We start from the raw sequence: 25,583 nt of genomic DNA, 5'->3' as shown, positions 1-25,583 counted from the left end.
TAGTCCTTACTTAAGTGTTTCCGCGTATTCTTGTTCGATCGTGTTGGGGCGGCGTTTACCCAAGAAACTATACACCGTTGGGATGACAAACAGTGTAATCAGCGTACCAAACAGCATACCGCCGACGATAACCCAGCCGATCTGCTGGCGTGATTCAGCACCGGCCCCTGCTGCTAGCGCAAGTGGCAGCGCGCCAAGTACCGTTGCACCTGTGGTCATCAGAATAGGGCGTAAACGCAGTGTTGCAGCTTCGGTAATCGCCTCGAAGTGTGAACGTCCTTGCTCCTGTAGCTGGTTCGCAAACTCCACAATCAGAATACCATGTTTTGCAATCAAGCCGATGAGCGTGATGATACCAATTTGGCTGTAGATACTGATACTGCCGCCTGTACTTTGCAGTGCAAAGAGCGCGCCCAAAACCGCCGGTGGTACCGAGAGCAAGATAATAAACGGTGCTTTGAAGCTCTCGAACTGAGCTGCCAAAACAAGGAAGATAAAGATCAGTGCCATCGTGAAGGTGAGCTGCAGGCTCGATGTTGAATCTTTAAACTCACGTGACTGGCCACCGTAGTCTGCAGTGGCTTCTGGCGCTACTTCGGTTAGGGTCTGATCTAAGAAATCCAGCGCTTCACCCAAGCTATAGCCCGGTGCAATCATCGCTTGGATCTTCACTGCCTTCACCTTATCAAAGTGGTTCAGCTCACGCGGTGCTACGGTTTCACGTACAGTGGTCAGGTTAGACAGCTGGATCATGTCGCCCGAATCACTGCGCACATAGAGGCTTGATAGATCGCTTGGGTTGTTCCGCTCTTGCGCATCAACCTGCACGATCACATCGTACTGATCCCCCTCCTTTTTAAAGCGAGTGACATCACGACCTGCGATATAGCTTTCCAGTGTACGGCCAATACGCTCAACAGGTACCCCCACCTCGGACGCTTTGTTACGGTCAATATCGATCTGTAGCTCCGGCTTGTTGAGCTTTAAATCCGTATCAGGTTGAACAAACATCGGGTTTTGGTAAACCTTAGCCATCACCTTGTCTTGAATGGCCTTAAGATCATCATAGGTGCCATTTGACTTGATAATGAACTCCACCGGGCGAGAGATAATACTCTGGCCGAGCGATGGAAGATCCATTGCAAACGTCATATTTCCCGTGACTCCACCAAACAACTGTGGTGTTAAACCGGCGGTAATTTCTTGCTGTCTGCGCTCACGTTCGGCCCAGTCTTTTAGGCCAATAAAGGTGAGTGAGTTTGTCTCAGAAGGGAAGCCCACCACGGTGAAGAAGCGGTCTTTCTCCTCCAGTTGCGATACGACGCCCTCAACGGCTTTCGAGTAGCGGTCAACATAGTCAACAGACGAACCGTCTGGGTTGATAGAGAACGACATAATCGTGCCGCGATCTTCTGTTGGCGCCAGCTCTTGTGGCAGCTGCTGGTAGTAGAACCAGACACCATAGGAGCTTGCGCCCATAATCAGAATCGCCAGCAGGGCGCTACGCAGTACCTTCTCAAGTAGGAAGCGGTAGCCGTTGGTGATGGCGTTGAGGAGCGCCTCAATCATGTTGAAGATCGCGGAATGCTTCTTCTCATGCTTGAGCATCTTAGAGCTCATCATCGGCGATAAGGTGAGAGCGACAAAACCTGAAATCAGCACCGCGCCTGCCAGTGTAATAGCAAATTCGGTGAAGAGCTTGCCGGTGCGCCCGGGTGTCAGTGCCACGGGGACATACACCGCAACCAAAGTTAATGTTGTTGCGATAATCGCAAAGCCCACTTCGCGGCTGCCGATAAAGGCGGCTTTTACCGGAGATAATCCCTCTTCAACATGGCGATAGATGTTCTCTAGCATAACGATGGCGTCGTCGACCACCAATCCGATAGCGAGCACCATCGCTAACAGTGTTAGCGTGTTAACGGAGTAATCCAACACGTACATGATTGCAAAGGCACCGACCAAGGATAACGGAATCGTCACCACCGGAATCAGTGTTGCACGCAGGTTACGTAGGAAGAAAAAGATCACCACGACCACCAGAATCCCGGCTTCGATCAGTGTTTTAAATACCGAGTCGATAGATGCTTGGATAAAAATCGATGAGTCGTAGGCAATGGCAACACGCATCCCCTCTGGAAGAATGCTCTCAATGCGCTTCATCTCCTCTTTGACGCCATTAGAGACATCAAGAGGGTTGGCTGTTGATTGTTTAACAACACCCAAAGCCACCGCAGTTTCGCCGTTGAAGCGGCCGATGACACGCTCGGATTCAGGAGCTATCTCCACGCGTGCAATATCGCGGATACGAATAGGATAGTTAGCATCGTTGCGAACAATCACGTTTTCGAACTCAGCAACATCGTTAAGGTCGCTGTTGGTCAGCACGCTAAACTCACGCTGGGTGCTTTCGATACGGCCAGCGGGTACCTCCAAGTTCTGCGCGCGCAGTGCGGCTTCCACATCGCTGGGCGTGATCTCGTAGGAGGTTAGACGGTCTGGATCAAGCCAGATGCGCATCGAGTAGCGGCGCTCACCGGCAACAAAGACGCTAGCAACGCCAGATACGGTTTGCAGCGGATCTTTTACGCGCTTGTCCGCAAACGCAGAGACTTCCATGGGGGAGTGGCGATCGGAAGAGAAGGCGAGCCAGATAATCGGTTGCGCGTCGGCTTCAGATTTGGCGACGATAGGTTCATCGATGTCATCTGGCAGAGCACCACGTACTCGGCCCACACGGTCACGCACGTCACTGGCCGCGGAGTCAGGGTCGCGATCGAGCTTAAAGTTGATCGTGATCTGGCTGCTCTCCGAGCGACTAATGGAGGTCATAAAGTCGATCCCTTCGATACCTGAAAGGGAGTCCTCGATGATCTGCGTAACTTGGGTTTCTATAATACTGGCGCTGGCGCCTGGGTAGTTGGTCTCTACGGTGATGACGGGAACGTCGATCTTTGGATATTCCCGTACCGTGAGACGGTCATAAGCGATTATCCCGACCAGCAAGAGCATAAGGCTCATGACGGTCGCAAGGACAGGGCGCTTAACACTGATATCAGACAAAACCATAGCGATTAGCCTTCCTGTTTAGCCGGCTGTGGAAAAATAGGGGTGATCGGCATACCCGGGCGCAATTTGATATGGCCTGCTGTGACGATGACATCATCTGTATTCAACCCTGAGATCACTTGCACTTTGGCGTCTTTACGGACACCGAGCTGCACCGGCACCATGCCCACAGTGTTGTTCTCATCTACCTTCATCACCAAGAAAGTGTTGTTGTTGGGAATGATCGCCTCCTCAGGTACGAGAAGTGCTTGATCATCGGTTCCTAGCAGTACTTTGATCTTGCTGAATAGGCCGGGGCGTAATTTACCGCTGCTGTTCTCAATGCGTGCCTTCACTTTAATGCTGTGGCTACGTGGGTCGATCAGTGGTGAGATCGTATAGATTTCGCCGCTAAACGTTTCATTGGGATAGGCAGGTATTTGCAAATTGATCTGCTGGCCTCTGCTAATCTGGCTCAGCGCGATCTCCGGCAAACTAAACTCTACCTTCATCTTGCTGATATCAGCTAACTCAACGAGATCTTGGCCTGCGGTCACATAATCACCGGGGGACACGCTGCGCAGCGCGATGACGCCGTCAAAGGGGGCTTTGATGCGCATTTTGGCCAGCTGTGTTTGGGCAACTTGCAACTGCGCTTCATTCACGCGTAGTTGAGCCAGTGCGGTATCACGTTCGGTTGCAGAGCCAACACGTTTTTTGAGGAGTTGGTCAGCGCGTTTGTACTCGCTTTGGCTGAGGCTAACGCGTGCGCGTGCTTCGGCCACCGCTGCACGATAGGTTGACGCTTCCAGTTCAAAGAGGGTGTCGCCCGCTTTAACTGATTGGCTCTCCTCAAAGAGCACCTTTTCGATCACGCCATTTTGCTCTGGACGAATGACTGCACTCTCCCACGCTTCAAGCTTGCCGACAGCGCGTAGCTCGCTGGTTAATGTGCTTTGCGCAACCTTGATGACTTCAGCTGGCAGTCCTTGGGGCTTGCCTTCAGCGGCCGCCATCATGGAACTTGAACTGATCATCAAAGCGGCGATCCCTGCTTTGATAAAACGATTATGACGGGCTTTCATCCGCTGTCTCCTGTTGTTTGGGCGGTAAAATATGATTCCAATAGAGCTCGATGGTCTCACGCATTGGGGTTGCGGTGTTTTCAACCTTCACGCGCAGAAGTGCACCTTGCCAGCTATCCCAAAAAGCGCACGCCAGCGTTCTGGCATCGATATCCGATCGAATATCGCCATCGCGCTGTGCTTCTTCGAAGTCGCCGGTGATGGCATCGAGTATCTGTTGAATATAGGTACGAATGGTTGCGTTAAAGCTAGAATCGCAATCCCCCAGTTCACCTGTGAGGTTGGCGAGCAGGCAGCCGTAGTGGTCAGTATTTTGCTCACGCATCTGGACTTTTTGCTCCAAGATGATGCGCATCTTGGCAAAGATACGACCCTCTATGCGATTAAACTCTTGCTCCCATTTCTCCCACTCGGCTTGGTGGTAGTGGTCGAGGATTTCGATAGCAAACTGCTCTTTACTGCCGAAGAAGTTGTAGAACGAGCCTTTCGATACCTGACACTCTTTGAGAATGGTGGCTAAGCCTGTGGCGTGATAACCCTGACGGCTAAATAAGTCGAAGCCTTTTGCGAGGATATCCTCGCGGCTATGTGCAGCTTTTCTGCCTTGTACCATTTTAACTAGACCGGTCGTGCTAAAAAAGAGCATTATAGTAATGTGTGCCTTTTTTGAGCAATAGCTATTACGTAAAGATTTGTTACGTGATGGAGAAGTGTCATCACGAATAGAGTTGAACGAGAGGTTGCCCTAGTTCAGTTATTAACCTACGTAGAGCAGCGGTGTTCGGAGCAGAAACAGCAATAAAAAGCCGAGCATGTGCTCGGCTTGTTTGGCGAGGTAGCGTTACGCGAGGGCGCTCTTGATGCGGCTGATCGCATCTTCGAGGGTGCTTAGGCCCGTGGCAAAGGAAAGACGCATGTTGCCCGGTGCACCAAAAGCTGAACCCGGTACAAGGGCGACACCTGCTTCGTTGAGTAGAAACTCGGCCAGTTCAATATCGTCATTGAAGCGCGAATCGTTCTCGATCACCGCTGCGAAGCTTGGGAAAGCGTAGAAAGTACCGTCGGCGGGGATGCACTCCACACCTTCAATATCATTCAGTGCGTTGACGACAAACTCGTGGCGCTCTTTGAACGAGACCACCATCTTCTCCACGCACTCTAAACCGCCCTCAAGCGCAGCTTGTGCCGCTGCTTGCGAGATAGATGATGGGTTGGATGTGCTCTGAGATTGCACTTTTTTCATCGCACCAATCAGCTTTGCAGGCCCGGCCGCGTAGCCGATACGCCAGCCTGTCATTGAGTAGGCTTTAGAAACACCATTCAACACGATCGTGCGGTCGTAGAGCTCTGGGCACGCATTAAGAATGTTACAAAACGGCTGGTCAGTAAAGCGGATATGCTCATACATATCATCGCTGGCCACCAAAACATTTGGGAAGCGCTGCAGTACTTCACCTAACGCTGCTAGCTCTTCATGCGTGTAAGCCACACCCGTTGGGTTAGATGGGCTATTAAGCACAACTAAGCGCGTACGGTGTGTGATCGCTTCTTCAAGTTGTTCAGGTGTGATCTTGAAGCGGCTAGCTTGGGTGGTGGTAATAATGACTGGCTTGCCATCGGCTACGAGTACCATATCGGGGTAAGACACCCAAAATGGCGCAGGGATGATGACCTCGTCGCCTTCATTGAGTAGCGCCAGCGCAAGATTGAAAAAGCTCTGCTTGCCGCCGCTAGAAACCAAAATTTGGTTCGCTTCGTATGAGAGATTATTTTCAGTTTGGAACTTGTTAATAATCGCTTTTTTCAGACCGGGGGTGCCATCGACTGCGGTGTATTTGGTCATGCCATTATCAATGGCGTTTACGGCAGCGTCCTTGATGTGTTCCGGCGTGTCGAAATCGGGTTCGCCAGCGCCGAGGCCAATAATATCGTTACCAGCCGCACGAAGTTCTGCTGCACGGTTTGTTACAGCAAGCGTTGGCGATGGTTTGATACGGTTAACACGGTCTGAAAGTTGAACGTCCAAGTCTAAATCCTCATAAAAGAATGGATTGCGTAGGCGCTTAAAGACCAAAGAGTGTCCGTGACAGCGAACAGGAAAGGTTGTCTCTTTAAGCTGGCCAATTATACAGAAAAGATATGACTGCTGCACCGCAGAATCGCAGTTGTTTTTTATGCAAGAGGTGCGGCAACTATTATATGTTGTTGGAAATAATTATAATTCTCATGTTTTGAGCTGCCTGAGTGTGGCTGTGCTTGTAACCAAAAGTAGAGGGTGCGTCACAACACCCATAAGATGGATTAATGAATCGACTTGCATCAAGTGCGCGCGTGCCGCGTTCGACATGGGAAAAGAATTTAGCGTGGTTGCGTAAACGCCACGGCATAAAAGCCAACCTGATGTGTTTTTTGAGTAATTTGGGCGCGTTTTACGTCGTGAATGAGCTGTTGTATCTGCTTGATTACTAGAGAATGCAGCCACTAACCGGCTTTACGTTCGCTTTGTTCTACACAGCGATGACGTATTTTGCCCTGCCACTATTGGCGGAGCGGGCCAAGACTTAGTTATCAACATACCACCGCCATCAACAGGTTAAGTGGTCAGCGCGGAGTCATCATCGTTATACTGTTCGATTCTTCCGCGATCATTGAGGTAGTCAGCAGATATGAAGCAGCGTTTCAAGGTTAACTCGCCGTTTGCCCCCGCAGGTGATCAGCCCACGGCAATAAAAGGCTTGGTAGAGGGCATTGATGCGGGTTTAGCCGCGCAAACCTTGCTCGGTGTGACTGGCTCGGGCAAGACCTTTACGATAGCGAATGTGATTGCTGCAGCGCAGCGCCCAACGATTATCCTGGCCCACAATAAGACGCTGGCGGCGCAGCTTTATGGCGAGTTTCGGGAGTTCTTTCCCGATAACGCGGTGGAGTATTTTGTCTCCTACTATGATTACTACCAGCCGGAAGCTTATGTTCCTGCTTCGGATACCTTTATCGAGAAAGACGCCTCCATCAACGACCACATCGAGCAGATGCGACTCTCGGCGACCAAAGCGCTGCTAGAGCGCGATGATGCGATTATTGTTGCGACAGTGTCAGCGATCTATGGTTTGGGTGATCCGCAATCCTATCTGTCGATGATGTTGCACCTTGATCGTGGTGAAGAGACTGATCAGCGCCAGATTCTGCGTCGTCTGGCTGAGCTGCAGTACACCCGCAACGATATTGAACTCCATCGTGGTACCTATCGTGTGCGCGGCGATGTGATTGATGTCTTCCCGGCCGAATCTGAGCGCGAGGCAGTACGTATTGAGCTGTTCGATGACGAAGTGGAAAACCTCAGCTATTTTGATCCGCTAACCGGCGAGGTGCTGCGCCAAGTGCCACGCACCACGATCTATCCTAAAACGCACTATGTTACCCCGCGGGATATACTGGTGGGTGCGGTTGATAAAATCAAAGTTGAGCTGGCAGAGCGATTAGAACAGCTTAAAAAAGCCAATAAACTCGTGGAGCTACAGCGGCTTGAACAGCGCACCATGTATGACATGGAGATGATCATGGAGCTAGGCTACTGCTCTGGGATCGAGAACTACTCGCGGTATCTCTCTGGCCGCGACTCCGGCGATGCACCACCAACGCTCTTCGATTATCTGCCTGACGATGCATTGGTTGTGATCGATGAATCTCATGTGACGATTCCTCAATTAGGTGCCATGTATAAAGGCGACCGCTCCCGTAAAGAGACGCTAGTGGAGTATGGCTTCCGCCTGCCATCTGCACTCGATAACCGCCCTTTAAAGTTTGAGGAATGGGAAGCACTCGCACCGCAGATGATCTTTGTTTCGGCAACGCCCAGTAAGTATGAAGCGGCGAACGCTGGGCAGGTGGTCGAACAGGTTGTACGCCCGACAGGTTTGCTTGATCCGGTGGTGGATATTAAACCTGCCTCCACCCAAGTGGATGATCTGCTCACAGAAATCCAAGATATGGTAAGCAAGAAACTGCGCACCGTGGTGACGGTGTTGACCAAACGGATGGCTGAAGATTTAACCGAGTACCTCGCCGAACATGGCGTTAAAGTGCGCTATCTGCACTCAGATATCGATACCGTTGAGCGCGTTGAGATTATTCGTGACTTGCGTATTGGTGAGTTCGATGTGCTGGTAGGTATCAACCTGCTGCGTGAGGGTATCGATATGCCAGAAGTGGGGCTGGTGGCTATCCTAGACGCCGACAAAGAGGGCTTCCTGCGTTCTGAAACCTCACTGATCCAGACCATTGGCCGCGCCGCACGAAACGTGAATGGTCGAGCGATTCTTTACGCGGATCGTGTTACGGGTTCGATGCAACGCGCCCTTGACGAGACCGAGCGCCGCCGTGAGAAGCAGATGGCGCACAATGAAAAGCATGGCATCACGCCAAAAGGTATCGTCAAATCGATTGCCGATATTATGGAAGGGGCTACAACGGTACCTGGACGTAAGGCGGCACGTACCGCTAAGAAAGCGGCGGATAAAGCGGGCGATTATCAAGTGGATGCGGCAACGCTATCGACCAAAGAGTTGATGAAGGCGATGAGCCAGCTGGAAGACAAAATGTATGAAGCAGCGAAGAACTTAGAGTTTGAACTGGCTGCCAAGTACCGTGATGAGCTAGAGCGCTTAAAGCACGCTGCCACATAAACTCGCAAGTTTTAAAGCGTGCGGCTTAACGGTGGGTAATGGAGTTAAGACCCGGAAAGTCGTGCGCGTACAAAACAATCCATTCTGCAGCGGCCGCTTCTGCAGATAGTTTGCGGCCCTCATTGCATTCGATATCACGTCGGTACTGCTCGATATGGCAGATCTGCTCGGCCATTCGTGCCGAGTAAGCGATCTCATCACCATCAAACACGATGCCGGTTGTGAAGCTCCCATCAGGCTCTGGAATACACCATGCAACTTTCCCCACGGCGCTAAAATAGGGCTGGCTGACCTTGATGCACACTTTGAGGTGTTTGCCCGATGCGTAGAAGCGTTGGGTGGTGAAGCTGATGCCTACATGGTTATCGGCAAGCGCTTCTTTTGAGGTGATAGCTGGGGCGGCAGATGCTGATACGTCAGCTGGAATCTGCTGGGGGTGCCGTATATAGCCTTGGGTGAGACCCGCATTCATGCCTAGTTACCTAATCTGTAACCCTAACCACAGTATAGCGGGTGTGGCGAACTACAGAACAATCGATTGGTTACGTTTTACACAGCGTACTTATAAGCTTAATCGGCGCAGACTGCAAACAACTTTAGTTATAGATTTATCAAATCAAACGTTGAAGTTAGAACGCCGATAGGCGAGAGTGGGTGCACTGATAAATCCTCGGTGTGTGAGTTGCGCTTTACCCCTGCGCCATATCGCATCGTATAGCTAACTGAGAGACCCTCAAATGCCGCTAAAAATCAAAGTATTAGCGATGGCTATCATCCCGCTGATCTTTGTCACAGCGACGATAACATACGTCAACCTTAAGCAAGCCAGAGAGCTGGCAGCAACGCAGATTCAAACCTTTGAAGAGAACCTGCTCGCATCAAAGCGTTCCGAACTGCAAAACTATATGGACTTGGCGATGACATCGCTATCGCCAGTGCTTTCAGCAACCTGGATGCACGAATTAGAAGCCCAGCAAGAGGTGCTGCGTATCCTGCGTGGCCTTACATTTGGTGATAACGGCTACTTTTTTGTCTACGACGCTCAAGGCGTCAACCTCATGCATCCGACACTTCCCGAGCTTGAAGGCAAAGCCCTCTATAACCTGCGTGATGTCGCCGGTGATTATGTTATCCGCGATCTACTCAGTGTGGCGAAAGAGGGCGGTTATCATCGTTATATGTGGCACAAACCCACTGATGGCGGGGCGGTAGATAAACTGGCGTTTGTGGTCACGTTGCCGCGCTGGGGGTGGATGATTGGCACTGGGCTATATGTTGACGATATCGCCGCAGATGTGACCAAAGCGCGCGAAGAGGTAACGCACAATATCCACAGCGCTTTCTTCTCTGTCATTCTAGTGGCCGCGTTATCCATTGTTATTATCGTCACGGTTGGGGTTGCGTTTAACCTGCACGAGAGTCGGATTGCGAGCCGTCGCATCCGTCAACTGGCTCACAAGTCCGTACAATTTCAGGTGAATCAGCGCCGCCACTTTGCGCGGGAACTGCACGATGGCATCAACCAGCTCATGGTATCGGCTAAGTTTCGGATGGAGCTTGCCATGCGCAAGCTGGGCCAAGCAGCAAACCCCGCGCACCAAGAGATCGACAAAGCGCTTGAGATACTTAATCTCGCAATTCAAGAGGTACGCCGAGTATCCCACGATCTGCGGCCAAGCCTACTGGATGATATGGGGCTAGCATCAGCGCTTAATAGCTTGCTGCTTGAGTATCGAGAGCGCACCGGCTGGGTGATCAAAACGAATATGCAGCTACCGGATGAGCGCCTGCCCGAAGATATCGAGATTACCTTGTATCGCACGATTCAAGAAGCGCTGCACAATGCAGAGAAACACGCTGAAGCGACAGCGGTGAACCTGCGTATTTGGGAGAAAGAGGGCGATATCTACACCTGCGTGGCTGACAATGGGTGCGGTTTCATCACGCCCGTAGCAGAGGAGTGCGGTATTGGGCTACTAAATATGACCGACCGCATTGAACTGCTGAGCGGAGAGCTTACTATTAAATCAGAACAGGGCAATGGGACGACTATTTTAGTCCGGCTGCCACTCGAACAGTATTTGGGGAGAGAGCATGATCGACGTGTTGTTAGTTGATGACCACCCGTTAGTACGCGACGGAATCAATGCCTGCTTAAGTGACCACCCGTCGATTAACGTGATTGGCCAAGCCTCTAACGGGCTCGAAGCCCTATCCGTTGCCGAAAGTGAGCAACCTGATGTGGTGTTGATGGATGTCTCTATGCCGGTCATGAGCGGTCTAGAGGCCTCTAAAGAGCTGCGTTTACGCTTCCCGGCTATGAAAATCCTGATCTTATCGATGCACGAAAACCGTGAATACATTATGCAGCTCATGCAATCAGGCGCGGCGGGGTATGTGCTGAAAGATGTGTCTTCTGATGAGTTGATCAAAGCCATTGAGCTAGTCTACCAAGGCGGCAGTTACTTCTGCCCCAAAGCCACCGAAACGCTACTCGATGAAACTCAAACCAAAACGCAACCAACCAATGGCCGCCGCGATCAGCTCACCAAGCGTGAAGAGATGGTGCTGCGCCTGCTAGCCGAGGGCGGCAGTAACAAAGAGATCGCCCGCAGTTTAGATATCTCGGTACGTACCGTAGAGACCCACCGCCAGAACATTAAGCAGAAGCTCAATATCCACACAGCCGCAGGCCTTACCAAGTTTGCGATAGAGCACGGAATAATTGATTAGACTGCCAAAAAAGTGTGAAAAAACGGTTGCGCTGCAACCGCGCATCTCTATAATACGCACCACGCTTTAGGACTATAGCTCAGTTGGTTAGAGCGCTACCTTGACATGGTAGAGGTCGGCAGTTCGAATCTGCCTAGTCCTACCAGAATTCTTCACAAAAACAGCCGCTTACGGGTAACGCCGAGCGGCTGTTTTTGTATCTGCTTTCCTGTGTTAGCAATATGTCAGCAAATGGCATTGCTTTTTTGTTGGGAAATTAAGGCTGTATCACCTACGGTTCTGCACTTTTGAACAGTCTGTACATTTTGCTGAGGTGAAAATGTCAGTGTCATTTCTGTAAAGTCTTTGTATTACATGCAGTTATATTGTTACTGAACAGTTGGAAACTGCTCACTTTAGGTGTCAAAAGTAGCGTTTGATTGATTTATCATTAATGCTGTTAGGTTTGTAGGAAGGGCTATTCCGCACAGAGATGATTTAGCTGCTAGGTGGCTGAAGTTTGATAGATCTCTATTTTACATCAGTAGTGTCACTGCCATGGAGCATATCCACTTAACCATTCAGAGCGCTAATACCTGACGAAGCTTCAGTACAGTTGAAGCGGTGAAGCGCTGTGTATGAAAAGCAATATGCTTTCCACGCCAAATCCATGAGTAGTAGGCCAGTTAGACACTCATGGTTCAGGGATTTTCATATTTTTTGTTTAATACATGCATTGGTTTTCCTTAACAAATCATGCTGATGTGAGTCACAGTAGTGTTGCTTATTTACAACGCGTAAGCAGAACTTCAATGATCATTTTCTCATGCTCATCCAAGCTGTGTAGATGCTTGGGTCCCCATTCGTCATAGCTCATCATGAATACCTGTTTTAAGCTTTCGACTATGTTTGAGTTTGCGTAATACTCTTTTTTAGCATGAGGAAGATGGTTGCTTAATTTTGAGTTTCGGCTTGCGCTGATCAGACATAGGTTGCCGAAGCGGTCAACGCTCTCGGCCTGATTATCGCTCTCAAAGCGATCACTATCGCCTACTGGGTCTTGGGGGTAGTAGTGTTCAACGGAGCTTCGGGTTGTAAAGCTGAAATTAGCTAGTCTTGCTTTGATATAGTTCGGATTACCGCTTTTAGTGCTTTCGTCAGCCTTTAGTCTTTTCCATAATAGGTAATCCAGTCGGTTGAAGATAAAGTTAGGTGTGCTGGTACCTCTATGTAAGTAGTCATCATTCAGCTTTTTGGACTCCGCTGAGTAAGGAACAGATTTCTCAAGAAGAAGTATGTCGTCATACTCTAATGCTTTATTGGTGTAAAAGCGGCCAAAGAAAAAGCGGTCACTTAGCTGTTCTAAGAACCCTAAGTATTCACCCTTATCAACTAGCGTACTGTTCTTACTGGCTTTATAGAGGTAGCTCAGAGCGCCAGACAGCCAGTACTTACGCGACTGGTTTGGATAGGAGACATGGAACATTGAAATTAGCATGATCAACGACTCATTAAGCTCTTCAAAGCTGTTTTCAGGAACCACCGACGAGCCATCGCTACTTAGCTTTAAAGCTCTTAAACTCCATTTTTCATCGTTGTAGCGCTTGATAATATAACGGTCTAAAAGCTGGCGACAGGTAAATAGATCACGAGCAAAGCCCTTAACATCGTCAGCCGTTTTGATGTATTCTTCAAAAGTAGTTAGCAGTTTCTTATCATCTAATGAAGCTTGGGGTGCTTTAATACGTAACACGTGTAAAAGGAAGTTAGGGAAGTTGATGATGCCTGCGTACGCCCCTTCATATTCATTACTAGATTCGCTCTTGCCTATCGGAGCAAGGGTTGCATCCTTGATCAGCTCCTCCAGCGTTTTAAAGGAAGCATTTTCCTGTAAAGAAGACAGCACGTTACAGAGGTCTTCGAAGGTGCGGTGTGTACAGTAGAGCGCATCAGTGAAAAGCTTTTTCCTAACGTCAGGCGTAAAACTCATAACAAAGTAACGGTCCATTTCTGCACAAGCATCCCAGATTTTTGAGAATGTACTCATTTCGCCGCCTTTGTTGTCAGTTTCTTGGTTTTGAAGTATCCCCATCATCCGAGCTTTGAGCACTTCATGCTTTTCGAGTTGCTCGCCACGGTTGTTCATGATTTCAAAGTAGTGGTTAAGGTCAGTATCTTCGGGCACTACAACACGTAATATTTTCACGTCTTTTAAGAGGTACTGACTCAGTAGTACCGCTTTGGTGATTTCTTTACTATTTAAGAATCTTTGGGTGACCTCTTTTGCAGCTTGCATCGCGGGCTCAAGCTCGGCATTAGTTTTCGGCTCACCTTCTGTTGAGAATAAATACGCTAATGTATCTTTTGATCGGTCTCGGCACTCAAATGCTAGGTTGGGTGTAACAATTGTCTTTTGAATCGATAAAGATTTAAGCACCGCTAAGATGATGCTTAGTGTGGTATGGCGTTGTTGCCCATCAATGGTTTCAAATTTACCGTCTTTTCGTTTATGAACGACCAGGCTACCCAAGTAGTAAGGTTGACCACGGCTCTCGCTGGCCATATCCCAAATATCTTGAAGCAGCTGCTCTATTTCAGGTGCGCCCCACGCGTAGTTACGTTGGTAAATGGGGATTATGTATTCGCCGTTTTCAAATAGCTCACCAATAGATAAAAACGTAGCGTTTGAAGGGTTATTCATCGTTGTTCTTACCTTCTGGTTTCGCAAAAAAAGGGTCGTATGCCATTAGCTTTTCCATTTTTGAGGCGTCAAAGCGGTGCGGTGGCTCTATATAGGCCGACAGCACTTCATGGGGGTGCTGAGCCCGTTGTATACGACGAAACAGGCTATTGGTATCTGTCGCTAAGTTGTCAGCGCTTGCTAATGAAATACGCTGTTTTTCAATACGTTCTTTATAGGCCCAACGTAGGCAAAGCTGGGCGGCTTTTGCGAGTTCGGCATCGGCAAATTTGTCGTAATAAAACATCACGGCACAGAAAAACAGATTTTTTATGTAATGGTCCCCAACGCGATAATGTCCCGCATAGGCATTAGGGCCGGTGATCTGGTTAAGGATATCTTCTAACTGAGGATGTGGCGTAATAAATAGGTCGGTCCAGAGGTGTATATAATGCTGAACATACTCGAAAAAGCGCTGCCCGTTGATCATAGGTTGGGTCAGCTGAAAAGGGTATTTACGTTGTGCTCTGTCCCAGCGACGAGAGATTTCAGCGTTGTAATGAGCAACCATACAATCGGTTGCTTTAAGCGACTCGGCCCAAGGATAGGTGACACTATCTATATTCACGCCTTTGAAAACGTCGATTTTTTCTTTATCAAATTTAATGCCCGACTCACCTATTGACCACTGGCGAATGCGGAAGAGGTAGTCCGCCATGATATTGTGCAGGGGTAATATGCCTTCTTTAGAGGGGCTGATATCGGCTTCCCAATCCTCAACACATTTTAATTTGATAGCTTCTGCGCTATCGGGTATCTCACGTAGGTGGTATGCCTTGAGGAGGTCGTGTGGTTCAAGGGCCTTGCCACGCGAGTTTTGAGAATCAAAAAACTGAAAAGCTTCGCTTAGATCGTGGAGGGTAACACAAACGAATTGGCACTTCTCCCAAATGAACTCTTTTAAAGCGGCTCTGTTAGTATCGTTTGACGCCAGCCTGCTGTTAATAACAGCGGCGTTGTGTTTCACATTTTGTTGCGTAATGGAAGCGCTAAACATCTGATTGAGGAATGTGGGGGCGAACTCCTCAACCTTGAGCAGGTGGCAAATAATAGCCAAGGTAACTAGACGCTGCTGACCATCAACAACATGGCGTTCATCGTTATGTGTACTATGTTGGTGGAGCACAACTGTACCTAAACGGTAGGTGTTTTTATTCTGGTGATAGATCAGATCGTCCAGAAGTTGGTTAACGTGCTGTTCTTGCCATTTGTAAGGGCGTTGATACTCAGGAATTGTTAAAGCGCGACTAAACAACGATTTAACGGAGAGAATCTCGGCGGTTGGAACTTTATTTGTTTGCGACTGTTGGCTCATCCGTTAAGCGCCTCTGTAACCAGTGTATCGGTAAGCTGTAGTTGGGTGTGTTGTCTTTCAGCTAGGCGCTCTTTGAGTTGATCGCAGAGGGTGATCAGTTGGTCGATTTTGGCGACGATTCGGTGCTGCTCCTTCATCGGAGGTAAAGAAATACAAAGTGATCCGATGTGAGTCTGGTTTACGGTTTTTTGCCCAGCTGTACTTACGAACATATCAGCAATTCTTTGACGCACAAGACTAGATGAACCAAGTAGTGATAAATAGGATGATGACAAGCATTCAATAGGAAAGCGCATCCTAATGAAGTGATCACAATAGATAGCGTCAAAGTCCTGCCCACAGGTGATGAAACGCCCCACAATATCTGCGCTTCCATTTACCCTGATGATCAAAACATCACCACTGAGTAATGAGTATTTGGCTATAGATTCACTTGATATAACTAAGCTGCGTGTATCAGCTAGAGACACTTTCCAATTCTTAATATCTGCGAGTCTTAAAACGACCACCTCGCTGCCTGTTTTATCTCCTCGACTAGACGCTCCATTTTGGAATTGCGGTAGAAGTTCCTGCAACCGACACCACTCCCATCCCTTCGGCAGTTCAAACGGTTTTTCTTCTTCGCTAATCGGCGGTAGTGGTTTCTGTTTTTTGATCTTGCCGTCTTTGATGAGTTGGGCTTTTTCGGCGGCGATGCGTTTGAGCAGTTCGCTGGCGGGTTCGTCGTTGGGGTTTTGGGGGACGAGTTTGCCCATGACGGCCAGTTCCAAGATGGTTTGTTTTAGCTGGTCGATGCTGGCTTCGGTGGTGAATAGGGTGTCGAAGTGTTCACTTAAGCGCGCCCAGTTATCGGCGAGTTCGTCGGCGTTTTGGCTTTGGGTGAGGGTGTCGAGCAGGGTGTCCACCAGCTGTTGGTGGGCATCGAGTTGTTGCTCGGTTTGTTGCTCTAGCTGGTCGCAAAGCGCCATCAGTTCATCGACTTTGGCGACAATGCGGTGTTGTTCTTGCTTTGGAGGGAACATAAAGTAATAACTAGAAAATTTTTCGAACTGAATACTTTCTACGGTTGTACCGGTTTTGGTTAGATTGCTTAAAATATGACTTTGAAACCCTTGCATCATTAGCAATATGTACTCACAAATAGAGCTATCATAGAGACTCAATACTTTGAGATCTTGGTTTATTGTGCAATGACATTTAGTAATGGCTACTGGGAATTTTCGTCTTAAAATTCCACTACGGACAACAAATAATAAGGCTCTAGGAGGTATTTCGGATAAGCCGGTGCCTAAGGCTTCGGCAGTTACATGATCTTGTGCGCCAGAAATGTAATCGGCTTTCATGTCTTTTGGAGTGACCCAAGGAATTTCACCACCCCAAAATCTACTATTCGATTTACTTGGTGTTTTTCCTCCGGTGAAAAATCCGAGGTGACTTAAACTAACCCACTCCCATCCCTCCGGCAGTTCAAACGGCTTTTCCTCGTCACTGATCTCAGGCAGTTTTTTCGGTTTTTTGATCTTGCCCTCTTTTACCAGCTGATCTCGCTCAGCTGCGATACGTTTGAGCAGTTGCGAAGCGGGTTCATCATTGAGGTCTTGGGGTACGAGCTTGCCGCGCACGGCCAGTTCTAATATCAGCTCGCGCAGTTTTTTAATGCCATATAGAGTTTGCTTGCGGCTGCTGCCTCGGCCTGCGCTACTTTTGTTTTCAATAGCGCTTGTCCACAGGTCGATATGGTCAGTCAGTAGGTGCTGTACATTAAGGGACATGGCGTTTATTCCCCTGCGTTGCGGTTAAACGCGGCGGCTAGAATCTCTTTGATCTGGCTGCGTAGCTGGCCTATCTCGGCTTGCTGCTGGTGGTAGTCGGCTAACAGTTGCTCGGGGTCGTGAACCACCTGTTCGACCTGATGGGGGTTTTTAATATCCAAGTTGTAGTTGCGCTGGATAATCTCATCAAGGCTGACTTTCCATGCTTGCTCGTTTTCTTCGCGGTTTAGGCGGTGGCGTTTCTCGGCTAGGGTGTCGCCTGCGCCCCACCAATCGCGGCAGTTATCTAGGTGTTCTAGCTTCATCGGTTTGGTTTTGTTAAAGGCTTTTACGCCTTCTGGTAGCGGTAGCTCGTAGTACCAAACCTCTTGGGTGGGTTCGCCTTTTTCAAAAAACAGGATGTTGGTTTTAATGCTGGTGTAGGGCGCAAACACGGAGTTGGGTAAGCGCACAATGGTGTGAAGGTTACACTCATCCAATAACAGTTTTTTGATTTTGGTTTTAACACCTTCACCAAACAGGGTGCCATCGGGCAGCACCACGGCGGCGCGGCCTTTGGTTTTGAGTACCTCGATAATCAGCTGTAAAAACAGGTCGGCAGTTTCGCGGGTTTGGTATTCCGATGGGAAGTTCTTTTCAATCCCGTCCTCTTCGGTGCCGCCAAAGGGTGGATTGGTGACAATCACATCCACCTGATCTTCCACTTCCCAGCTTGAAAGTGGTTTGTTCAGGGTGTTGGCGTGGCGAATTTGTACCGGTACTTCAATCCCGTGTAACAGCATATTGGTGGTACAGAGTAGGTGCGGCAGTTGCTTCTTTTCTACACCGCGTATCTGTTGTTGTAGGGTTTGGTGGTCGCTGCCGGTTGATACATAGTGCTCTTTTACGTGGTCGAAGGAACAGGCCAAAAAGCCACCGGTGCCGCAGGCGGGGTCAAAGATAGATTCGCCTAGCTGTGGGTCGATCATCTGTACGATAAAACGGGTAACGGCGCGCGGGGTGTAAAACTCGCCGGCATTGCCGGCGCTTTGTAGATCGCGCAGTATTTGTTCGTAGATATCGCCAAACAGGTGGCGCTCGTTCGAGTCGGTAAAGTCGATCTCGTTGAGTTTGTTGATCACTTGGCGCAGTAGGGTGCCGTTCTTCATGTAGTTGAAGGCATCGCTAAAGGCTTCTTTGGCCACAAAGCCGCGCGGGTTTTTATCAATCGGTGCGACTAGGTTTTTAAGATCGGGGAAGAGGTCATCATTCACAAAATCGAGCAGTTCATCACCGGTAATGCCTTGTTCATCGGCTGCCCAGTTGCGCCATAGGTATTTTGCAGGAATCGGGGCTTGGTAGTTGTCTTGCTCAAACTCCAGTAGCTCTTCTTGGGCATCAAACACTTTCAGAAACAGTAGCCATGATAATTGGCCAAGGCGCTGCGCATCACCATCGACGCCGGCATCTTTGCGCATGATATCTTGAATGGATTTGATTACAGAACTGATCGACATAACTCTCTCTTTAACTCATGGGCAGCGTTAGGGCTGCCCGGTAATAATAAGGGGGGGATTGTACCTTAGGCTGGCGGGTTAGGCAGAGCGGGGGTTGTCTTCCCGGTAGAGCTCGGCTTCTAGCTCGGTGAGCGCTTGCTCATACTGGGGTTTGCCTCCAAATCCGCTTTTAATGATCTGCATTGAGTTCCCCAGTTGGTCCAGTGGCTTCACCTTGAGCACATTTAAGCTTTCGATCTCTTGAATGCCAACGTCAGCATATTTATCGAGCAGCGCGTCTAACACGGTTTGGGCGGTTTCAGAGTACTTGGTAAAGTAGTTGCGCTTTTTAACATTGTTAGCGCGCTCTTGGCGGGTGAGCGGGGGTTGGTCGAAGGCGACATGGCAGATCAGATCGAATGGGTCGAGATTGCTGCCAGCTTCGTCTACTAACGCATCCCAAATAACGCCCGCTTCGGCCAGCTCGTTGATGATGGCTTGTTTGCGTTCGGCGTCCTGCCATTTGCGTACAAACTCGTCCAGTGATGCAAACTGCCCCATCACGGCTTTGCGGGTATAGTCTTTGAAAGACTCGGTTACCAGTTTGCCATCGGTATCGTAATACTGAACGCGCTCGGCGAGCTTTTTAACCGTGACACCGGATACGCGATATTTAATGTAAGGGGCGGGTTCACCGGTATCTATCTCTCCCTCTTGCCATGTGTCTGCTTTGTATTCGCCTTGACCGTCTTGAATGCTTAACGGCGTCTCTTCTGCGACCGTTGTGCTGATGGAGGTTTCGTTGTTGAGCTCGTTGAGGAAATCTTCGTTTGCTTCGTCGGTTATGTCATCAGGCGCTACTACCATGACTTTTTCGGGCGTGCCATCAAAGCGTTCATCTGCAAAAAGTTCAGTGGCTTTTTTGAAGTCGAGAATCGTGAACCAGAGCTTGTTGTAACGGTCGTCAATGCGCGTACCACGGCCTATGATCTGTTTGAACTTGGTCATGGATTGGATGTTCTGATCTAGCACCACTAGCTTACAGGTTTTGGCATCCACACCGGTGGTCATTAACTCCGAGGTGGTGGCGATCACAGGGTAGGCTTTTTTGGGGTTAATAAAGTTATCCAGCTGCGCTTTACCTAATTCATCGTCACCGGTGATCTTCATCACGTATTTTTCGTTTTTAGCGACTTGCTCTGGATTCAGGTTCACTAATGCGCGGCGCATCCGTTCGGCGTGGTCGATGTCATTGCAGAAGACGATCGTTTTTGCCATGGGGTCGGTGCGCTTCAGGTACGCGGTAATGGTTTCGGCTACCAACTGGGTGCGTTCGTCTATGACGATTGTGCGGTCAAAGTCTTTCACGTTGTATATGCGGTCTTGAATGAGCTCGCCATTTTGATCGACTTGCCCTTTGGTGGGTCGCCAGCCTTGTAGGTCGATGTCTATATCTACACGTACGACTTTGTACGGCGCAAGGAAGCCATCTTCGATCCCTTCTTTGAGCGAGTAGGTGTAGACCGAGTCACCAAAGTAATCGGTATTGGATATGGTGTCGGTTTCTTTCGGGGTCGCGGTTAAGCCGATCTGAGTGGCTTGGCTAAAGTATTCCAGTATCTCGCGCCATGCACTGTCTTCTGCGGCGCTGCCGCGGTGGCACTCGTCAATGACGATAAGATCAAAGAAGTCTCTGTCGACTTGTTTATAGGCTTTTTGGTGCTCTTCTGGCCCTGTTAGCGCTTGGTATAAGGCTAAGTGTATCTCGTAGGCGGGGTCGACTGTACGGCCTGTGATTTTGGTCATTGCTTGGCCAAAGGGCTGAAAGTCGTTTAAGCGGGTTTGATCGACCAGAATGTTGCGATCAGCTAAAAACAGGATGCGCTTTTTTTGGCGCGCTTTCCATAAACGCCAAATGATCTGAAACGCGGTATAGGTTTTACCTGTGCCTGTTGCCATCACCAACAAAACTCGATTTTGGCCTGAGGAAACCGCTTCTATGGTTTTGTTAATGGCTTGTAGCTGGTAATAACGTGGCGCTTTGCCACTCCCGTCATCGTAGTAGTCTTGGGTAATAATTGGCAGCTGTGCTGCTGTATAGCTTTTCCAAACACAGTATTTATCCCAAAGCTGCTCGGGTGTTGGGAAGTCTTCTAAGCGGATCTCTGTTTCTAGTGCGCTAGGGTTAGTTTTATCGTGGAAAACAAAGCCGTCGCCATTGGTGGCGAAGATAAAAGGGACATCCAGTAAACGGGCGTAATCTAAACCTTGTTGAATACCTTTGCCGACTTCATGTTTGTTGGCTTTGGCTTCGATAACAGCCAGCGGCATATTCGGTTTATGGTATAGGACAATATCCGCAGACTTTACCGTTTTACGTACACCTAACTGACCTCGCACAACGACTTTACCATCGCGCAGCTTAACTTCCTGACGAACTTGAGTCATCGAATTCCAGCCGGCTTTATCAATCGCGGGCAAGACAAACTTAGTAATGATGTCCGTTTCAGTGAGTTGTTTTTTGTCCATGCTGAACATCCTTGTTGCTTTAACAACTTCGCAAAAAAGCACTATAACATAAGGCGGTGCGATACAGGGTTCCGGTTATATTACCGAACAAAAAGCATTGATTGTTACAGGTTTCAACATAAAGGTAACGAGTAGCTGCTTAGTGCCACAAACCACAGAAAACTGATCAAAATGATCTGGTGCTGTTCGCCATATGGGCTTTTTCGTCGTCAGTCATTGCGACTCTCATGAGCTGAGCCAACAACGTATATTAAATGTTAATTATATATTGTTTTGCGCTGCACAAGTTGCTAGCCTCTGCGCCGATTTATGTCTTATAAAAATTACGGATTAACTCTCTTTTAAGGAATATTTATGGCTTTAGTATCCTGTCCTGAGTGCAATAATCAGGTGTCTGATGCTGCTGTTTCCTGCCCCTCGTGTGGTCATCCGATGCAGCCAGAGCAAACAGTTGTAGCGTCTCAACCCAAGCAGGTGGAGGAGCGCTCTGAGTTATTCAAAGCGGGTAGCTCGAACTTTGTGCTAAATGAAATTGCAGCCGTTTCTTCAGTGAAAACACGTAATTGGGTTTGGCTTGTTATTGGTTTGCCTGTCATTGTTGCGGTCGTTTTTGCGTGGATGCGACTGGATTGGCCGTTTGCTGCTGGTGTTACGGTAGTGGGATTAGTGGTATTGGGTTTCTTGGCTGTTGATGAAGGCGTTATTGCTAGCACGGGTAATGTAACGCCGATTAAAGAGGATATGGAGGCAGTGAGCCAGCGCTATCACACCGCTTTGGATGAAAGTGCGCTTGTTACATACCAAGGGCGTAACATCTTTTTGGATATGCAGTTTTCGGTCAATCCAGCTCGGATTTCAGAGTTCAGCAAAGTCGCTTCAACTAAACATTTTTGGCTTTATGGTATGGGTATGGTTGTTTGTGCAGCGGGATACCAGTTAACCATACCTATGCTTTACGTTATAGGTGCCGCAGTGTTGTTGCTAGGCTTTCTAGCGCGTAAGGCGTCACTGGAGGTGATTGGTGTAGGTGGAGCACAAATGACTCTACACACCAAAGCAAGTGATATCGAGAGAGTGTTAGCGCAGCTAACCCAGTCTATTGAGAGTGCTAAAAAAACGTAACGGAACCTGCCGGATACGCCCGAGCAGGTGGTCAGCGGCTCGGGCGTATTGTGGGAGGCTCTAGTGGCGCCCAATCTCTTCGGATCTTAACTAAAGAGCGCTAACCGCCTAACTCCGCTAAAGCTCAGTGCGGCGACAATAGCGGTGAGCATCAACATCACGACGATACTTGCGCCTGCAGGCCAGTCTTGCCATAGCGCCAGTAGGCAGCCTGCGGCGTAACCGCCGATACCCGCAAAGTAGCCCACCCATAACGGGCAGCTGCAAACGCGTATCAGCAAAGCGGGAACAATTAAGCTGGCAAACACCAGATATACCCCCAACAGGTCTACAGATAGGGTTACGCTTAAGGCGAAGAGCGGATAAAAGAGTAGGCCGCTGGCGAGTTGGGTATGGCTCCAGCGGGTAGCTATCACTAACAGCGCAACGGCAAAGAGGGGGATAAGCTGCTCTGGATTGACCCAAAGGATATCGCCATGGCTGGACTTATGCGCAAATGCGCCATGGGATTGGCTATCCAAAATCAAACCGATGCAAACACACGCCACGTAGAGGCAGCCGATCATCGCTTCGCGGTGGTGGGCGTAGTGGCGGCTAATGAGTGCCACCCATGCTGCACCGCATAGCGCGAGGCTGACGCCCCCAGCGGCGATCCAAAGCTTATCGGGGAAGTATAAGCTTGTGATCTGGCCGCCGAGCGCTGCCAACTGCGCCATCGCGAGATCTAAAAACACAACGCCACGCCCTAGCACCTGTACGCCAAGGGGAATATGGCTCAGCAATACCAGAACGCCCGCTGCCAGCGGTAGCAGAATAAGGTCCCAACTCATCATTAATTGAGTGCGTGCAAACGGCTGAAAATTAGATCAAACCAGCCCGCCAAGCTCGACATCTGTGCTTGATTGGGATCTGGGCTTGCCGGTAGATCCAGCACTGGGCGGTCGATGCGTTTGGCCAACCATTGGCTGCTTTTTTCGTCTTGATACCAAGCGCGTAAAATGCCATCTGGCGGCGCAGCACTGACCTGTTGCTGTACTTTTTGCAAGTGGGAGATGGTGGGCGGTACACCGGGTTCTGGTTCGAGATCGGCGACTTTCTCCATAGCGGTAAAGCGTATTAGATAATCGAAGATACTGTGCTGCACAACGACCCGCTTACCCTTGAGTACTTGGCTGCTGTTTTCCCAGCGTGCGATGTGATCCAGCCACTGGCTATGCCAAGCGCGATGTTGGCGTAGATGGTTAGCGGCGTTGTCTGGATCTAGCGCTATCAACCGCTGGCTAATCAACGCAGCTACAGGCACGAAACGTGTTGGATCGAGTTGGAAGTGCGGGTTGCCTTGTGCGTGGATGTGGCCCGTTTGCAAGAAGTGTGTCTCTTGCTTATCGATCGTTTCAACAGCATCTGCCGCGTAGATCATTGCGGGCTGCCCATCGCGCAGGCGTGCATTGCCAGCACGCTGCTGTAGCGCGGGTAGCCAGCCAATTTCCATCTCAGCTCCGGTACAGATCGCCAGATCAGCGCGGCGAAACGCCGAGATCAAGCTCGGGCGAGCCTCGATGTAGTGTGGGTCTTGGTAGGCATGGGTGGCTTGAATCACCTTTGCTTGCGGTGCAAGCTCTTTCGCTAGCAAGGCCCATTCTGGTTCGCAGGCGAAGATGGTTAAGCTGTAAACCGGGGTCGCTAGTAGCGACCCCAGTGTACCCAGCAACCAATAGACTGGCTTAGAAACCATGTGCGGCATGGCTACCAAACCCGATCTGGTATTGCAGAGTGATCGCGTTGTCGTCATCTTCAAAGCCGTTGCCATCCTGTTCGGTGTATTGCAGGCGCACGGTTTGGGTGTGTGTTGGGTTCCAAGCGACCATCACACTGGTTTCGCTGATATCGGCAGCGTGGAAGTGGTCACCGTGTGGGTTTTTTACATCTAGCTCGCCGTGGCGAACGCCTACCGACCACTCCGGCAGGAAGCGATAAACCGCAGATAGGTAGTAACCACTGTGGTAGTCACTGCTGCCGGCGTATTCGTTGATGTCGGTAACGCGAATATACTCACCGGCCAGTTTCAGTTGCTGCTGGCGGTTGTTACCCTGTGGTGCCCATTTCCAAACAACGTCGGCAATGTAGATATTCTTGCCCGTGTACTCTGCGCCATGGCTGTGGCCGTGGTGTCCGCCATCATCATGATCGTCATGGCCATGGTCGTCGTGATCGGCGTCGTGCTCATCACTGTGATCATCGTGTTCTTCGTCATGATCCTCTTCATGCTCTTCGTCATGATCATTGTGGTGATGCTCGTCATGAGCGTCGTCGATGGTGCGGTTGCGTACGTAGCTAAAGCCTGCCTGCCAGCTATGCTCCGTGCCGATATCTCCGCCGATTTTGCTCGATAATGTCCAAATTCCAAGGGAGTTGTCGCTGTTTCGATCTGCGAACTCATCACCTGTGAAAATACCGGCGTTGACTTGCCAGTACAGCTGCGTTGGCAGAGTAATGCTTAGCCCCAAGCCATCATCAAAGTAGTGGCCACCCAAGAAGCCGCGGTACGCCAGCGGGCGCTCTGTGAAGCTGTCGCTATGGCTGTGCTGGCTATTGAGGTAGCCGATATCCGCTAGAAAACGGCCTGCTTTAACGGTAAGGCCGGCGGGTAGCGTTAGGGTTTGCAGGTAGGCCTCTTCAAGCTCAAACTCGGAATCATCTTCGTTGATATCAGCAACAGCAGTGAGCTTACCGCGTAGGTGCTCGCCCATGCTTTGCGTGATGGATAGCTCCGAATGGCTCAGGCCAAAGCCTTCGCTACGCCCACCTAATGCCGTTTGATCAGACTTGTGATAGGCGTCCAGAATCAAACTAACATCGGTTTGAGCAGCCGCTTGTGTTGCTGGTATTGCAACCAATGCCGCCGCTAGGGCAAGAGGGTTGAGAGTGCTTACAGCGGCGGTCTTTTTTGCTTTGCTTTGGCGGTTGTAGAGCGGGGTATGGCGCATAACGTATTGAAGCCTTTAGTCAATCTAAGAAAGTTTGTGTAATGTTATATTGTAACATTTAAGCTGGCAATCGCTTTTCCGGTTGGGTTGATGCGTGCTAGTTCGAGGAACACATT

General features: G+C 49.6%; 17 protein-coding genes and 1 tRNA gene. 5 read left to right on the top strand and 13 right to left on the bottom strand.

The window, feature by feature from the left end; translation table 11 throughout:
- Window positions 1-6: 6 nt before the first annotated feature.
- The 4 genes from EOE65_RS09495 to EOE65_RS09480 form a co-directional block, all read right to left on the bottom strand.
- Entirely contained in the window at window positions 7-3,069 is a 3,063-nt protein-coding gene (locus EOE65_RS09495; RefSeq protein ID WP_127694082.1) for an efflux RND transporter permease subunit, read from the bottom strand.
- A gap of 5 nt (window positions 3,070-3,074) precedes the next feature.
- Window positions 3,075-4,133: an efflux RND transporter periplasmic adaptor subunit gene (locus EOE65_RS09490; protein WP_127694081.1), complete on the bottom strand. Its 1,059-nt coding sequence runs from the start codon at window positions 4,131-4,133 to the stop codon at window positions 3,075-3,077.
- The gene (locus EOE65_RS09485; RefSeq protein ID WP_164847069.1) at window positions 4,117-4,746 is read right to left on the bottom strand and encodes a TetR/AcrR family transcriptional regulator; all 630 of its coding nucleotides are present in this window, start codon (window positions 4,744-4,746) and stop codon (window positions 4,117-4,119) included. The genes EOE65_RS09490 and EOE65_RS09485 overlap by 17 nt, the downstream gene beginning before the upstream one ends.
- 228 nt (window positions 4,747-4,974) lie before the next feature.
- Entirely contained in the window at window positions 4,975-6,159 is a 1,185-nt protein-coding gene (locus EOE65_RS09480; RefSeq protein WP_127694079.1) for a pyridoxal phosphate-dependent aminotransferase, read from the bottom strand.
- Between the two features lie 640 nt (window positions 6,160-6,799).
- On the opposite strand from EOE65_RS09480, the gene uvrB reads away from it, so the two are divergent.
- Window positions 6,800-8,815 carry an excinuclease ABC subunit UvrB gene (gene uvrB, locus EOE65_RS09475; protein WP_127694078.1) on the top strand — a complete coding sequence of 672 codons (2,016 nt, stop codon included), beginning with the start codon at window positions 6,800-6,802 and terminating at the stop codon, window positions 8,813-8,815.
- A gap of 25 nt (window positions 8,816-8,840) precedes the next feature.
- On the opposite strand, the gene EOE65_RS09470 is transcribed toward uvrB, so the two are convergent.
- A complete protein-coding gene (locus EOE65_RS09470) occupies window positions 8,841-9,287 on the bottom strand; it encodes a hypothetical protein (RefSeq protein ID WP_127694077.1) in 447 nt (148 codons plus the stop codon).
- A 265-nt stretch (window positions 9,288-9,552) separates the two neighbouring features.
- Between EOE65_RS09470 and EOE65_RS09465 the strand changes: the two genes are divergently transcribed.
- The 3 genes from EOE65_RS09465 to EOE65_RS09455 all read left to right on the top strand — a co-directional run bounded on the left by EOE65_RS09465 (window position 9,553) and on the right by EOE65_RS09455 (window position 11,693).
- Window positions 9,553-10,932 (top strand): cache domain-containing protein, encoded by a 1,380-nt coding sequence (locus EOE65_RS09465; RefSeq protein WP_127694076.1) that lies wholly within the window; start codon window positions 9,553-9,555, stop codon window positions 10,930-10,932.
- Entirely contained in the window at window positions 10,910-11,548 is a 639-nt protein-coding gene (locus tag EOE65_RS09460; protein ID WP_127694075.1) for a response regulator, read from the top strand. Before EOE65_RS09465 ends, EOE65_RS09460 begins: the two co-directional genes overlap by 23 nt.
- 68 nt (window positions 11,549-11,616) lie before the next feature.
- Window positions 11,617-11,693: transfer RNA gene (locus EOE65_RS09455), tRNA-Val, on the top strand.
- A 618-nt stretch (window positions 11,694-12,311) separates the two neighbouring features.
- Here the strand turns inward: EOE65_RS09455 and EOE65_RS09450 are convergent.
- The 5 genes from EOE65_RS09450 to hsdR form a co-directional block, all read right to left on the bottom strand.
- On the bottom strand, window positions 12,312-14,255 hold the full coding sequence (locus EOE65_RS09450; RefSeq protein ID WP_127694074.1) for a DUF262 domain-containing protein: 1,944 nt from the start codon (window positions 14,253-14,255) through the stop codon (window positions 12,312-12,314).
- Window positions 14,221-15,582 carry a DUF262 domain-containing protein gene (locus EOE65_RS09445; protein WP_127694073.1) on the bottom strand — a complete coding sequence of 454 codons (1,362 nt, stop codon included), beginning with the start codon at window positions 15,580-15,582 and terminating at the stop codon, window positions 14,221-14,223. The genes EOE65_RS09450 and EOE65_RS09445 overlap by 35 nt, the downstream gene beginning before the upstream one ends.
- Window positions 15,579-17,354 (bottom strand): restriction endonuclease subunit S, encoded by a 1,776-nt coding sequence (locus tag EOE65_RS09435; RefSeq protein WP_164847066.1) that lies wholly within the window; start codon window positions 17,352-17,354, stop codon window positions 15,579-15,581. Before EOE65_RS09435 ends, EOE65_RS09445 begins: the two co-directional genes overlap by 4 nt.
- Window positions 17,355-17,359: 5 nt before the next feature.
- Window positions 17,360-18,850, bottom strand: coding sequence for an N-6 DNA methylase (locus EOE65_RS09430; RefSeq protein ID WP_127694071.1), 1,491 nt, complete (start codon window positions 18,848-18,850; stop codon window positions 17,360-17,362).
- Window positions 18,851-18,928: 78 nt separating this feature from the next.
- Window positions 18,929-21,358: an EcoAI/FtnUII family type I restriction enzme subunit R gene (gene hsdR, locus EOE65_RS09425; RefSeq protein WP_206052651.1), complete on the bottom strand. Its 2,430-nt coding sequence runs from the start codon at window positions 21,356-21,358 to the stop codon at window positions 18,929-18,931.
- A gap of 354 nt (window positions 21,359-21,712) precedes the next feature.
- Between hsdR and EOE65_RS09420 the strand changes: the two genes are divergently transcribed.
- Window positions 21,713-22,480 carry a zinc ribbon domain-containing protein gene (locus tag EOE65_RS09420; RefSeq protein WP_127694069.1) on the top strand — a complete coding sequence of 256 codons (768 nt, stop codon included), beginning with the start codon at window positions 21,713-21,715 and terminating at the stop codon, window positions 22,478-22,480.
- Between the two features lie 86 nt (window positions 22,481-22,566).
- Here the strand turns inward: EOE65_RS09420 and EOE65_RS09415 are convergent, their stop codons facing one another.
- Genes EOE65_RS09415 through EOE65_RS09405 form a run of 3 tightly spaced genes read right to left on the bottom strand, consistent with a single transcriptional unit; the run spans window position 22,567 to window position 25,467 of the window.
- Window positions 22,567-23,313, bottom strand: coding sequence for a metal ABC transporter permease (locus tag EOE65_RS09415; RefSeq protein ID WP_127694068.1), 747 nt, complete (start codon window positions 23,311-23,313; stop codon window positions 22,567-22,569).
- A complete protein-coding gene (locus tag EOE65_RS09410) occupies window positions 23,313-24,224 on the bottom strand; it encodes a metal ABC transporter solute-binding protein, Zn/Mn family (RefSeq protein ID WP_206052650.1) in 912 nt (303 codons plus the stop codon). Before EOE65_RS09410 ends, EOE65_RS09415 begins: the two co-directional genes overlap by 1 nt.
- On the bottom strand, window positions 24,205-25,467 hold the full coding sequence (locus tag EOE65_RS09405) for a hypothetical protein (RefSeq protein WP_206052649.1): 1,263 nt from the start codon (window positions 25,465-25,467) through the stop codon (window positions 24,205-24,207). Before EOE65_RS09405 ends, EOE65_RS09410 begins: the two co-directional genes overlap by 20 nt.
- Between the last annotated feature and the right edge of the window lie 116 nt (window positions 25,468-25,583).

This window comes from Neptunomonas marina (genome assembly GCF_004005935.1).
GTDB lineage: Bacteria > Pseudomonadota > Gammaproteobacteria > Pseudomonadales > Balneatricaceae > Neptunomonas > Neptunomonas marina.
Note: the sequence above shows the minus strand (reverse complement) of the source record. Positions and strands in the feature narration are given on the sequence as shown.

Coding starts and splice junctions, on each gene's coding strand:
- EOE65_RS09405 (WP_206052649.1), bottom strand. CDS start 25,467: ATGCGCCATACCCCGCTCTACAACCGCCAAAGCAAAGCAAAAAAGACC.
- EOE65_RS09495 (WP_127694082.1), bottom strand. CDS start 3,069: ATGGTTTTGTCTGATATCAGTGTTAAGCGCCCTGTCCTTGCGACCGTC.
- EOE65_RS09445 (WP_127694073.1), bottom strand. CDS start 15,582: ATGAGCCAACAGTCGCAAACAAATAAAGTTCCAACCGCCGAGATTCTC.
- EOE65_RS09415 (WP_127694068.1), bottom strand. CDS start 23,313: ATGATGAGTTGGGACCTTATTCTGCTACCGCTGGCAGCGGGCGTTCTG.
- EOE65_RS09490 (WP_127694081.1), bottom strand. CDS start 4,133: ATGAAAGCCCGTCATAATCGTTTTATCAAAGCAGGGATCGCCGCTTTG.
- EOE65_RS09435 (WP_164847066.1), bottom strand. CDS start 17,354: ATGTCCCTTAATGTACAGCACCTACTGACTGACCATATCGACCTGTGG.
- uvrB (WP_127694078.1), top strand. CDS start 6,800: ATGAAGCAGCGTTTCAAGGTTAACTCGCCGTTTGCCCCCGCAGGTGAT.
- EOE65_RS09420 (WP_127694069.1), top strand. CDS start 21,713: ATGGCTTTAGTATCCTGTCCTGAGTGCAATAATCAGGTGTCTGATGCT.
- EOE65_RS09470 (WP_127694077.1), bottom strand. CDS start 9,287: ATGAATGCGGGTCTCACCCAAGGCTATATACGGCACCCCCAGCAGATT.
- EOE65_RS09465 (WP_127694076.1), top strand. CDS start 9,553: ATGCCGCTAAAAATCAAAGTATTAGCGATGGCTATCATCCCGCTGATC.
- EOE65_RS09410 (WP_206052650.1), bottom strand. CDS start 24,224: ATGCCGCACATGGTTTCTAAGCCAGTCTATTGGTTGCTGGGTACACTG.
- EOE65_RS09485 (WP_164847069.1), bottom strand. CDS start 4,746: ATGGTACAAGGCAGAAAAGCTGCACATAGCCGCGAGGATATCCTCGCA.
- EOE65_RS09460 (WP_127694075.1), top strand. CDS start 10,910: ATGATCGACGTGTTGTTAGTTGATGACCACCCGTTAGTACGCGACGGA.
- hsdR (WP_206052651.1), bottom strand. CDS start 21,358: ATGGACAAAAAACAACTCACTGAAACGGACATCATTACTAAGTTTGTC.
- EOE65_RS09430 (WP_127694071.1), bottom strand. CDS start 18,850: ATGTCGATCAGTTCTGTAATCAAATCCATTCAAGATATCATGCGCAAA.